Source organism: Candidatus Methylomirabilota bacterium, assembly GCA_035936835.1.
In the GTDB taxonomy this organism is placed as follows: domain Bacteria; phylum Methylomirabilota; class Methylomirabilia; order Rokubacteriales; family CSP1-6; genus AR37.
The window spans coordinates 1-11,744 of record DASYVT010000089.1; the positions used below are offsets into that span (position 1 = coordinate 1).

The 11,744-nt window shown below is 67.3% G+C and carries 13 protein-coding genes; 9 read left to right on the forward strand and 4 right to left on the reverse strand.

From position 1 onward, the window contains the following. Nucleotides 1-527: insulinase family protein (locus VGV06_07380; GenBank protein ID HEV2054977.1), on the forward strand; the 527-nt coding region annotated here is incomplete at its 5' end. A 41-nt stretch (nt 528-568) separates the two neighbouring features. On the opposite strand, the gene VGV06_07385 is transcribed toward VGV06_07380, so the two are convergent. Then, the gene (locus VGV06_07385; protein HEV2054978.1) at nt 569-1,828 is read right to left on the reverse strand and encodes a hypothetical protein; all 1,260 of its coding nucleotides are present in this window, start codon (nt 1,826-1,828) and stop codon (nt 569-571) included. Nucleotides 1,829-1,936: 108 nt separating this feature from the next. Between VGV06_07385 and VGV06_07390 the strand changes: the two genes are divergently transcribed. The 5 genes from VGV06_07390 (at nt 1,937) to VGV06_07410 (ending at nt 6,402) form a co-directional block, all read left to right on the forward strand. Beyond that, nucleotides 1,937-2,599, forward strand: a complete 663-nt coding sequence (locus VGV06_07390) for a hypothetical protein (protein ID HEV2054979.1) — start codon at nt 1,937-1,939, stop codon at nt 2,597-2,599. Between the two features lie 96 nt (nt 2,600-2,695). Further along, nucleotides 2,696-3,286: a hypothetical protein gene (locus tag VGV06_07395; GenBank protein ID HEV2054980.1), complete on the forward strand. Its 591-nt coding sequence runs from the start codon at nt 2,696-2,698 to the stop codon at nt 3,284-3,286. Nucleotides 3,287-3,308: 22 nt separating this feature from the next. Further along, nucleotides 3,309-3,812, forward strand: coding sequence for a thioredoxin family protein (locus VGV06_07400; protein HEV2054981.1), 504 nt, complete (start codon nt 3,309-3,311; stop codon nt 3,810-3,812). A gap of 7 nt (nt 3,813-3,819) precedes the next feature. Continuing rightward, a complete protein-coding gene (locus VGV06_07405) occupies nt 3,820-4,788 on the forward strand; it encodes a quinone oxidoreductase (GenBank protein HEV2054982.1) in 969 nt (322 codons plus the stop codon). A gap of 18 nt (nt 4,789-4,806) precedes the next feature. Beyond that, a complete protein-coding gene (locus VGV06_07410; GenBank protein HEV2054983.1) occupies nt 4,807-6,402 on the forward strand; it encodes an AsmA-like C-terminal region-containing protein in 1,596 nt (531 codons plus the stop codon). On the opposite strand, the gene VGV06_07415 is transcribed toward VGV06_07410, so the two are convergent. Further along, a complete protein-coding gene (locus tag VGV06_07415; protein HEV2054984.1) occupies nt 6,371-7,219 on the reverse strand; it encodes a methyltransferase domain-containing protein in 849 nt (282 codons plus the stop codon). The two genes, VGV06_07410 and VGV06_07415, sit on opposite strands and share 32 nt — an antisense overlap. 232 nt (nt 7,220-7,451) lie before the next feature. Between VGV06_07415 and VGV06_07420 the strand changes: the two genes are divergently transcribed. The 3 genes from VGV06_07420 to dapF are packed head-to-tail and all read left to right on the forward strand — an operon-like array spanning nt 7,452 to nt 10,271. After that, nucleotides 7,452-8,594 carry a citrate/2-methylcitrate synthase gene (locus VGV06_07420; GenBank protein HEV2054985.1) on the forward strand — a complete coding sequence of 381 codons (1,143 nt, stop codon included), beginning with the start codon at nt 7,452-7,454 and terminating at the stop codon, nt 8,592-8,594. Nucleotides 8,595-8,613: 19 nt separating this feature from the next. Next, nucleotides 8,614-9,396 (forward strand): glycosyltransferase, encoded by a 783-nt coding sequence (locus tag VGV06_07425; protein HEV2054986.1) that lies wholly within the window; start codon nt 8,614-8,616, stop codon nt 9,394-9,396. Further along, nucleotides 9,393-10,271 carry a diaminopimelate epimerase gene (gene dapF, locus VGV06_07430; protein HEV2054987.1) on the forward strand — a complete coding sequence of 293 codons (879 nt, stop codon included), beginning with the start codon at nt 9,393-9,395 and terminating at the stop codon, nt 10,269-10,271. Before VGV06_07425 ends, dapF begins: the two co-directional genes overlap by 4 nt. Nucleotides 10,272-10,281: 10 nt before the next feature. Here the strand turns inward: dapF and VGV06_07435 are convergent, their stop codons facing one another. After that, entirely contained in the window at nt 10,282-11,184 is a 903-nt protein-coding gene (locus tag VGV06_07435; protein ID HEV2054988.1) for an SDR family oxidoreductase, read from the reverse strand. A gap of 2 nt (nt 11,185-11,186) precedes the next feature. Then, nucleotides 11,187-11,744: hypothetical protein (locus tag VGV06_07440; GenBank protein HEV2054989.1), on the reverse strand; the 558-nt coding region annotated here is incomplete at its 5' end.

Below are 11,744 nucleotides of genomic sequence, written 5' to 3' on the forward strand. Positions count from 1 at the left end.
GCAAGCTGACGCAGGCGACGGTGTCGCTAGCGCGGCCGGGGATACGCCAGGATCACCCAGATTATTTCCCGCTCGTGGTCGCGAACTACATCCTGGGTGGTGGCTCGGCCTCACGGCTTTACACGAAGGTGCGGGAGGAGCGCGGGCTCGCGTACTCCGTCTACAGCGGCCTCGGCCCCGGTCGCTATGGCTCGTCCTACTTCGTGGGGCTCCAGACACGACTTGAGACCGTGGACGAGGCCGTGCGCTTGGTGAAGGAAGAGCTGGCGCGTATGGCGCGCGAGCCCGTCACAGCGCGTGAGCTCGAGCTGGCCAAGGCGTACCTGATCGGCAGCTACCCGCTTCGGACCGACACCTCGGGCAAGATGGCGGGGCTCCTGGTGGCGGTGGAGGAGAACCAGCTCGGTCTGGACTGGCCCGACCGCTTCAAGGCTGGGGTCTCGCGCGTCACCGCCACGGACGTCAGGCGCGTGGCGACGACCTACATGGACCCGGCGACATTCTCGTCGGTCACCGTCGGGAAATAGGCGGGGGGCAAGTAGCTGGAGTGAGCCGCGCTCTCTCTGATTCAGCGGGGCGTCCTGAAGTATCTCAGGACGTATTCCTTGTTCTCCGGGTACCAGAGGTTGCCGAGGTGTCCTCCGTACGGATACAGGATCACCTGATCGCCCAATGTGTCTTTGAGCTCTTCGATTGATTCCCTGGGGGCAATGAAATCATCGGCGTTATGCATGAGCTGCACTGGTGAATAGCCGCGCAGCCGCCCGAGAATCGGCGCCAGGGATCCCCGCTTCCAGAAGCTCTCCGAATCAGCCTGCGGCTCCGCCGCCCGAAGCCTCCACAAGGGCACGGCGATCTTTTCGAAGTAGTCTTTGAACGTCAGCCCCTTGGCTTCCTGGAGGCGCTTCTTGGCCTGGTCCGTGGGCGTCTTCAGAATGTTTTGATCGTGAATGGCCTGCGTGACATACACGAGCTCGGGAAGCAGGGATTGCAAATCCTCGGCAATGAGGAACTGGAGCTCTTCCGTCGTAAACCCGGCGAACGCCTTGGCCAACCTTGCAAAGACCGTCGGGTCATCCCGCTTTTCCCTGGAGAAGGATTCGACGATGCCAAGGGCCTTCGCCACGATGCTCTTGGATTTGTCCCCGCCGAACTTGTTCTTGAACGCATCCCACGCATCAGCCTTCGTGAGGGCATACGAGAGATCGAGTGGCGGGTTCATGAGGAGAAACTTTCTAATGCCGATCTTCCGTTCATCGGCATCGATGACGCTCAGATAGGCGCCTTCAAGCGCCCCCAGGCTTGCCCCCAAGAAGTTGATTCCGGTAGGCTCGACGTTGTATTGAGTTCTCAGGAGCGTAAGGATTGTTTGCATGGCTTCATAGAGATCACGAGCGTCTTCCGGAGCATAGCCTGGCGCGCCGCTTCGGCTGGCCGCCAACGCGAAATTCCAGCTCATCGGAGAGGGCAAAATGACAACATGGAAGCTCTCGCGATAGAAAAGCCCGGCGAAATAGGTGGAAAGCCCGAAGTAAGGGTTGGATCCAATACCAGAAAGAATGAAGAGCAGGGGCGCTGGGTGGCGTTGGCGATAGAGGGCGACGCTCAGGCCGTCGCGTCCTTCGAGAAGTGGCACGGCATCTCGGCCGGGGAGGCCGGGCACATGGACCACCTCTCGCGTGGGCCGGTGAGCGAGAGCATCGCTATTCAAAATGGCGCTGGTGATCGTCGCCACATAGGGATCGTGAAACGGATACTTGTAGTCGTCGGCTTCGGCAGAACTCCAGGAAAGGCACAGCACGGTCAATACGATAAGAGGAAAGCGCACCGTGGAGAACCTCCGTTGCCTTCTGTGGTAGAACCGTAGCATGGTGCTCGCCGGCATCCTCCCGGCCGTTCGGCGCCTTGCGGCCGCACCCCGTAGACAACATACATCATGACAACGGCAGCGCGCCAACACATTCCAACCTGGGTGAAGGTGGCTTACTCGTCCTTTGTGGCTATCGTCGTGCCGTGCTACTGGGTGACCTATACCCCATGGAACTTCTTCTACTTCTGTGACGTAGCGTTGCTCGTCACCGGTGTCGCGATTTGGATCGAAAGCCCGCTGCTGGTGAGTATGCAGGCCGTTGCCATCACGCTGCCGCAGATACTGTGGGTGATCGATCTTCTATGCCGGCTCGTTGCGGGCGTGCACCTAACCGGTGTCACCGCCTACATGCTCGATCCGAGGATTCCCGTGTTTCTGCGTGGGCTGTCGTCGTTTCATGGCTGGCTGCCCTTCGTCCTTGTGTGGTTGCTCTCGCGCTTGGGCTACGACCGGCGGGCGCTCCCGATACAGTCCGTGGCCGCAGTCATGATCTTGCTCGTGTCCTATCTTTTCGCTCCGGCCCCGCCACCCCCTGCCGGTCACCCTGCGTGGGCGGTCAACCTCAACTACGTGTACGGACTCGACGACAAGCACCCCCAAACGCTGATGGCGCCCCGGCTCTGGTTGCTGTGCATGATGGCGTTCAACCTGATCGTGCTCTACGTGCCGACCCACCTCGTCCTGCGGCGTGTCTTCAAGGTGCCCTCCTCCCGGACTTCAATCTGCTAGGCGGGCGAGATGTCGAGCGGGCGCATGCAGAGACGGTACCGCCGCAGGCCCGGCGTCGCAAGGGCGGCCGCGCCGTGTGCTAGAATACGCTTCCACATGGGGCGCAGATCCTCTTGGTACGGGTGTCTTCCGTTCCTGTTGCTGGCGGCGGGGCTGATCGGCGTGGCGCCCGGCGAGGCCGTGTCGTTCGCGCTGACGGACCGCGACCGCGAGCAGGCCGTCCGCGCGGGTAAGAAGAGCGTCGTGGTCGAGGAGTTCGGAACCGAATGGCGCCTCAAGGACGCGTCCGGGCAGACGCTCACTGTGATGACACCGTTCCACCGCTTAGCACTGGCGGCGCGCAACTCGACGTTCCGCAACGAGGAGCTCAAGCCAAAGGACGTCGAGGCACTGATGAAGGACTACGAGGGCAAGCTCGCCTTCCGCGTGACGCTGCGAGGCGGCAAGACGGATTTCGCCCGCTTCTACGCGCCGACGCTCGTGGCGGGGGCACAGGAGGTGAAGGCGAGGTTCGTGCAGAACGAGCGCACCGCGCTCCGCGAGGACGACGGGCGGTACGCGGCGCAGTGTCTGTACGTATTTCCGGCCGAGGGACTGAACCCGAAGGGCCGGGTGGTGCTGGTAGTCAAGGACGCCGACGAGCGTGAGGTCGCGAAGTTCACCGTTGATCTGGCCGCGATGCGATAGGCGCAGCGCACAGGGAGATCCGATGGTCACGAAGGAGCGGTTCGCGCAGGGCATGACGGTCCAGCAGTACCTCGATCAGATGGGCACCAACAAGGACACGTTCGTGAAGTTCCTCGGAGAGATCAAGGTCAAGCCCGAGGACAAGAAAGCGCTCGAGTCGCTCAGCAAGAAACTGAAGTGCGTGATCATCACCGAGGACTGGTGCGGTGACGCGCTCTACAACGTCCCGGTGCTCCTCAAGCTCATCGAGGGCAACCCGAACATCGAGACCCGCGTGTTCCTGCGCGACAAGAACCCCGACCTGATGGACCAGTACCTGAACAAGGACATGTTCCGGTCCATCCCGGTCTTCGCGTTTTTCGACGAGAACATGACCGAGGTCGCGCGCCTGCTCGAGCGGCCGCCCAAGGTGACCGAGGAGCTCGAGGCCAAGATGCTCGAGGTGCGCAAGGCGTTTCGCGCCGAGAAGCTCGAGTCGTGGCGGCAGGCCGTCGTGGGCGAAATCCGCACGCTCCTGAAGGCGTGAGGCGGCCATGAAAGCCATCCGGATCCACGCACCGGGAGGTCCCGAAGTGCTCCAGTACGACGACGTCGCCGAGCCCACGCCGGGCGCGGGCCAGGCCGTCGTCAAGCTCGCCGCAGCCGGCGTCAACTACATCGATGTCTACTTCCGCACGGGCACCTACAAGGCGCCCCTGCCGCTGACCATCGGCCTCGAGGGCGCGGGGACGGTGTCAGCGGTGGGACAGGGCGTCACTGACGTCAAGGCCGGGGACGCCGTCGCCTGGACGGGCGTGCCGGGCTCGTACGCCCAGATGACCGCCGTGCCCGCCGACCGGCTCGTGAAGCTGCCCGCAGGCGTGGCGCCGAAGGACGGCGCGGCCGCCATGCTCCAGGGGATGACGGCGCACTACCTGGTGAAGTCGAGCTACCCGCTCAAGAAGGGCGACACCTGCCTCGTGCACGCGGCGGCTGGCGGCGTGGGCCTCCTGCTCTGCCAGATGGCCAAGATGCTGGGCGCCACCGTGATCGGCACGGTATCGACCGAGGAGAAAGCGGCGCTCGCGAAGGCGGCGGGGGCCGATCACGTCATCCTCTACAGCAAGCAGGACTTCGAGCCCGAGGTGAAGCGGATCACCGGCGGGCGCGGCGTGGACGTCGTCTACGACGGCGTCGGCGCCACCACGTTCGACAAGAGCCTGAGCTGCCTCCGCCCGCGGGGCTTCATGATCCTGTTCGGCGCGGCCAGCGGGCCCGTGCCGCCGCTCGACCTCCAGGTCCTGAACGTGCGCGGCTCCCTTTTCCTCCAGCGGCCGAGCCTCAACCACCACATCGCCGGCCGCGAGGAGCTGCTCCAGCGAGCCGGCGAGGTCCTCGGCTGGATCCGCGACGGCAAGGTCAAGCTGCGCATCGAGCACCAGTTCCCGCTGGCCCAGGCCGCAGAAGCGCACAAGGCGTTGGAAGGTCGCAAGACGACCGGCAAGATCCTGCTGATCCCGTAGCGCGGGGCAGCGACGAACATGGCCGGCCGGAAATGGCTCCGCTCGTCGCTGATCGTTTTCGCCGCGATGGTGCTGCTCGCGGCGGGGACGCTGGCGCTGCTGCCCCGCCTGCTCGACACCGCGGCCTTCCGCGCGCATGTCACCCAGGCGGCCGGGCAGGTCGTGGGCCGCCCGGTGAAGTTTGCTTCGCTGTCCGTCTCGCTGCTGCCCCTGCCGAACGTGACGCTCCGCGAGCTCGAGATCGCCGACGATCCGCGCTTCGGCACCAGCCCTGTGCTGCGGGTGGGCGAGGTGAAAGTGCGCGTGCGCCTGCGGCCGCTGCTCTCGCTCCGGATCGAGCTGGCGAGCATCACGCTCGACAAGGCGCAGTTCGAGCTGGTCGAGGAGGGCGGGCGGTGGAACGTCGCGACGTTGGCCGGCGCCGCGCTGCCGGCGAAGACCGTTCCCCGCGCGGTGCCTGGAATTCCCGGCGCCACAGTCGTCGGCGGCGTCATGGTCTCGCGCATCAGCCTCACGAACGCCGTCGTCCATGTGAAGCGCCTTGGGGACAAGCAGGGCGATGTCCGGATCCAGGACATCAACGCGACCGTGGCGGGTGTCGGCGGCGCGGACCTCGATATTCGCGGCGAGGCCCGCGTCGAGCCGGGAGGCTTTCGCCTCCGCGACATCCGCGCGAGCATGGGCCTCCGTGGCGGCGACATGCCCATCAAGGCCTCGCTCGACCTGGAAGGCGCCGACATCGCGCCGCTGGCGCGGGCCTTTCTCGCCGCGTCGCCCGAGATCTCGGGTCCGGTGAAGGGCAAGCTCCAGGTCTCCGGCGCGCTTGCGCGGTTGGGCGCGACGGGCCAGCTCGATCTGAGCCGCGTGACGTTGAGTGAGGAGCGGAGGTCGTGCGCGCCGCCCACGCGGCGCCAGCTGGTGTTCGACGACGTGCGCGTGCCCGTGCTGCTCAAGCCTGCGGCCTTCGAGAGCGCGCCGCTCAGCGCGAAGCTCGGCAAGGGCTCGGTGGCGCTCACGTTCACGGCCGGGCTGACCGAGCCCTCTCCGCTTCTGAACCTTACGCACATCACGATTGAAGGCGTCGAGCTGCTGCCGGTGCTCCAGGGCTATCTCTGCCAGGGCTTCGCCGTATCGGGACCGCTCGATCTCGGCGGGGAGCTGTCGATGCACACCGCGGACGTGTGGCGCAGCATGAACGGTACGGGCCGGCTCAAGATCGGCAAGGGCCGCGTCGTGGGCGAGGACGCGCTCAAGCTCGTGCGCGACGTCCTCGAGGCGGGCACGGTCGTCGATCAGGTGCTGCGCGGGAAGCTCCCCGGACCGAGCAAGACGGCGCTCGATTTCGATTCGATAACGGGCAGCTATCGGATCACCGCCGGCGTGCTTCGCACGGACGACCTCCTTTATCAAGGCAAGGACCTGAAGGTGGCGGTGGCCGGGACCTACGCGCTCGTGGACGGCCGGACGGACATGAACGTGGTCGCGACCCAGGGCTCGAGCCAGCTCCGCGCCCAGGTGACGGGCAGCGGGGGCTCGCTGCGGGTCATCCCGACGGGCGTCAAGGTCAAAGAGTCCGAGCAGGTCAAGAAGTTGCTGGACCGGCTGTTGCGCTGAAGCGCGCCCCGCCTAATTTTCCCGCTTCGACGAGCCCGACGAAGAACGCGTAGAGCTGATTGTATTCGTCGTAGCGGGTCTGACCCAGTCTCGCTACGGTATCCGCGCGCAGGCCGCGGTACATCTCGAGCCGCCGCCTGAGGACGCCGATCCACTCGGCCGAGAGGTCCTCGGCGTCGATGGCGCCGAATCCGGCCCGCGCGAGAAGTGCCTTGTAGCCATCCATGCTCTGGAGCGTGACCGCGGCCATCCACTCCTCGAGCCGTCGTCGCTCGCTGTCGCCCAGGCGGGGTGTCACGATCCAGTCGCTGAAGGCGATGCGTCCGCCCGACAGGAGCACGCGGCCGCACTCCGCCAGCACCCGGCCCTTGTCCGGAACGTGGAGGAGCCCTTCCTGGCTGACCACGGCGGTGAACGCCTGCGCTCCGAAAGGCAGGCTCTGCGCGTCGCCCCGCACCATCCGCACGAGCCGCGCAAGACCGACCCGGGCGGTCAGGCGGCGGGCGCCGGCCGCGCGCTGGGGGTTGAGATCGATGCCGGTGACGCGCGCGCCCCAGCGGCGGGCGATGAACCGCGCGGGCCCTGCCAGCCCGGCGCAGACGTCGAGGACGCGGCTCGCGGCGTCGATGCGCGCGCGCCGCGCCAGGGCCTCGACGGCCTCGAGGCCGCCGTAGTGGTCCTGGTCGAGGTCGTACAGGTCTTCGGGCTGGAGGCGCTTGAGGTCCTTGTCCTGGCGGCGGAGGGCGTCCACGATCTGGCCCTCGCTGATCGGATGGCGGCTGTAAAAGTCCACGACGGACGGAACGTGCCGGTCCATGCCGGGCAGTATACGGTGGTCCGCCCTGGCACTGGGCCAAGTTGCGAGCCAGACGAGGCCCGAGCGAGTCGGCAGCCCGAGGCGTACGTGCGTGTACGTTGAGGGCTGCCGGCGAGCGAGAACGAAGTATGGCGAAGCAAATTGGCCCAGTGCCGAAGTGTTGCTCAGAGTCCGGCCGTATGGTACAAGTCAACCGCTGTCATCCCGCACACCGAGGAGACTGGGTGGAGCCATGAGCGACGCCGCCGCCAATCCTACGAAGGCCGGTCTGGAAGACGTAGTCGTCTCTCCCTCGGAGATCTGCTTCATCGACGGCCACAAGGGCCGGCTGGTCTACCGGGGCTTCGACGTGGACGACCTGGTCGCGCAGTCGACCTTCGAGGAGGTGACGTACCTCCTCTGGTACGGCAGGCTTCCCACGCGCAAGGAGCTGGACGCCCACGTCAAGGCGCTCTCCTCGACGGCCAATCGCAAGCTCCCGCCCAAGCTCCTCGCCATGCTCCGGCTCTTCCCGAAGAAGACGACACCGATGGAAATCCTGAGAACCGGTGTGTCGGCGCTGTCGGCCTTCGACCCGGACGCCGCCGACAACTCCCGGGAGGCGACCCTCCGCAAGTCGATCCGCTTGACGGCGCAGTTGCCGACGCTCGTGGCGGCCTGGGACCGCATCCGCAGCGGGAAGGCGCCGGTCGCGCCCAACCCGCGACTGTCGCTCGCGGGGAACTTCGTCTACATGATGACCGGCAAGAAGCCCACCCCGCTGGCCACCAAGACCTGCGACGTAGCCCTGATCCTCCACGCCGACCACGAGTTCAACGCCTCGACCTTCGCCGCCCGCGTGACGGCCGCGACGCTCTCCGACCTTCACTCGGCCGTGGTGTCCGGCATCGGCGCGCTCAAGGGCCCGCTGCACGGCGGCGCCAACGAGCAGGTCATGCTGATGGTCGAGAAGATCAAGGACCCCGCCAAGGCCGATCGATGGATCCGCCAGGCGCTCGCCGACAAGGCGCGCATCATGGGCTTCGGCCACCGCGTCTACCGCGTCGAGGACCCGCGGGCCAAGCACCTCAAGCGCCTGGCCCTCGAGCTCGGCAGGCAGGCCGGCAGCACCGCCAATGTCGAGATCCTCGACATCATGGCGCGCGTGGTCTCCGCGGAGAAGCACATCTTCCCCAACGTGGATCTCTACTCGGGCGCGGCGTACGCGTCCATGGGTATCTCGACGGACGAGTTCACGCCGATCTTCGCCATGAGCCGGGTCGCCGGCTGGGCCGCGCACGTACTCGAGCAGCACGGCAACAACCGCCTGATCCGGCCGCGTTCCGACTACACGGGCCTGACGGACGAGAAGTACGTCCCGCTCGCCCAGCGGTAGACCGGCCGCCAGCGTCGTCCTGGTCGTGCACAACCAGGAGGCGCTCACGCGGGCCTGCCTGGAGAGCCTTCGGCCGACCACCGTCCCTTTTGAGCTCTGCGTGGTGGACAACGGCTCGACTGACGCCACCGAAGCCTATTTCCGCCGCTTCGCCCCGCCGTACCCGCTTCGCTACGCTCGCAACGCGGCCAACGTGGGCCTGATCAGCGCGCTCAACCAGGGGGCGCGGCTGGCAGGAGGCGAGGTGATCTGCTTCCTCCACAACGACACCGAGATGCGCGAGCCCGCGTGGCTCGAGCGGCTGGAGGCGGCACTCGGCGACGGCAGGCGGGTGGGGCTCGCGGGGCTCTACGGAGCGCGGCGGGTCAGGCGCGACGGGCGCTACGTCGGGCGCACCATCGTCCACTGCCTCGAGGATGGACCGGGCCTCGCGGCGCCGGTAGTCGAAGTCGCGGCGGTGGACGGTGTCTGCCTCTGCCTCCGGCGCGCGCTCCTGGACGAGATCGGCGGCTTCGACGAAGGCTACGGTTTCTTCCACGGCTACGACCGGGACCTCTCCTTCGCCGTGCGGGAGCGAGGCCTTGCGTGCGTCGTCGTGGACGCGCGCTTCGTCCACCGGGGCGGCGGCACGCGTACGGGGGAGCGCGCGCCCGTGGCGGCGGCCGAGGATCTGGAACAGCGGCGGCAGGCCATGGCGCGCTTCGCCCGGAAGTGGCGGCGCCGTCTGCCGAGCGACGTGCGCGGGCTTTCGGAGCGCATCCTCAACTACATCAATCGGCGAGGTGCTAAAGCGAGCGTATGATTCCGTTCGTCAAGGGGCACGGGCTCGGCAACGACTACATCGTCATCGACGGACGTGACCTGCCGGCGCCGCTGACGGTTCCGCAGATCGTGCGGATCTGCGACCGCAACTGGGGCGTGGGCTCCGACGGCATCCTGCTCAAGGTGACGGCCTGGGCCGGCGCGGATTTCGGACTGCGCATCCTCAATCCAGACGGCAGCGAGGCTGAGAAGTCCGGCAACGGGCTCCGCATCTTCGCCAAGTACCTCTGGGACCACGGGCACGCCAAGCAGCCTGTATTCACCGTGGACACCAAAGGAGGGCGCGTGGAGTGCCGCTGCCACACGGCCGACGGGCGCATGAATCTCGTCACGGTCGAGATGGGGCGCTGCACCTTCGTGGCTCCCGAGATCCCCATGAACGGACCTCCGCGCGAGGTGGTGAAGGTGCCGCTCCAGGTTGGGAGCGAGACGCTCCTGGTCACGGCCGTGTCGGTCGGCAACCCGCACTGCGTGGTCTTCGTGGACGCGCTGGACGAGGCGCGCTGCAGGACGCTCGGCCCGCAGATCGAGCGCCACCCGGCCTTCCCCAACCGCACCAACGTCCAGTTCGCGCGCGTGGCGTCGCGCTCGCAGGTGGACATCCTGATCTGGGAGCGCGGGGCGGGCTATACGCTGGCGTCGGGCTCGTCCTCGTCCGCCGTTGCGTGCGCGGCGGTCAAGAACGGATTGTGCGACCACGGGCTCGTTACGGTGCGAATGCCCGGCGGCACGCTCGAGGTGGACGTCCGGCCGGACTGGTCCATCCGCCTCAAGGGCCCAGTGGAGGAGGTCTACGCCGGCACCTTCTCCCGCGACCTCATGGACGCGCTCAACGCCAAACCCGCGCCCGATTGACACCGCGGTCCTAGCCCCAGGTGCCTTCGCCGGCTTTAGGTGGGGCCGAGGGGGCGCTCTTCGGCAGGCGCATGGCCCTGGCGACCAGGTTATCGCGGACGCGGTCGGGGACGAAGAGGGCCATCGCCGCCCGGATCTTGGCCTCGCGGCCGACCACGTAGCGGGTCTTGGGCTTCGCGGCCGTGAGCGCGTGCTCGACGGCGCGCGCCACGTCGACAGGAGCGACGGCGTTCTTCGCCGCGTGCGCCGCCGTCTTCTTCACGGCCTCGATCGCCTCCGCGTAGAGCACGAAGGTCTCGGGAGGGGCGGCGCCAAGCATAGCCGCGGCGTTCTTTGCGGACTTCTCCCAGATGGGCGTGGCGACCGCGCCCGGCTCGATGATGGACACCGAGATGCCCCAGGGCGCGAGCTCGAGTCGGAGCGCGTCGGTCAGCGCTTCGAGGGCGAACTTGGAGGCGCTGTACGCGCCCGTGAAGGGCGTGGCCATGCGGCCGGCGATCGACCCCATGTTGACGATGCGGCCGCGGCCCGCCCGGATGAGAGGCAGGAAAGCCTGCGTCACCGCGACCTGGCCGACCACGTTGATCTCGAGCTGCCGTCTCAAATCGGGCAGGGGAAGGAACTCGATCGGACCCGGCACGACGATACCGGCGTTGTTGACGAGTCCCGCGAGGCCGGCGGCTCCCACGGCGCCGGCTACCGCGCTGGCCGCCGTCGAGATCGAGACGGTGTCCGTGACGTCGAGTGAGATGGGAGTGAGCCGCGCCGAACCCAGGGCTCGGAGCGCCTCCGCATCGCCCTGCCTGCGCACGCCCGCGAAGACTCTCCAGCCCAACTGGTCCAGATGGAGCGCGCAAGCGGAGCCGATGCCTGTCGAGGCGCCCGTGATCACGACCGACTTCGCCGGGGCCAAGCTCAGAGGGCGTCCGACAGCCGCTTGGCGGCTACTCCGCCCACGAGGGCGGCGACGAAGGTGATGACGAAGGCGACGGCCGTGGGTCCAACGCCGGGGACCATCGGGGCCAGGGACGGTCTCGCAGCGATGAACCAGCCGCCGACGATGAACAGCAGGAGGCTGAACGCGACGGTGGACGCGACGGGGCGGCGGCGGGCGTCCACGAGCGCCATCCCGACGACCGCTGCCGAGCCCATGTACAGGAGGGGCAGGCCACCCACCCTCCCCGGCGTCACACCGTTCTTCCTCGCCGTGATGTTGGCCACCGCGATGGGCGAGGTCGGATCCTTGGCGATCTCCTCTTCGATGACGGACACCGGCTGCATCACCTCGAAGCCCGCGCGCGCGATCGAGAGCCCCGCCATGCCCACGAGCGCCACGACGAGGAGGACGAGCGCCGGCGTCCAGCGGTTTCCCGAGAGCCGCGCCGTCGGCACGAGCGCCAGCGGCAGGAGCACGGCAGCCAAAATCGCGAAGGTGTAGAAGAGGACGCCGCCGTAGAGGTAGGCGATGCGGAA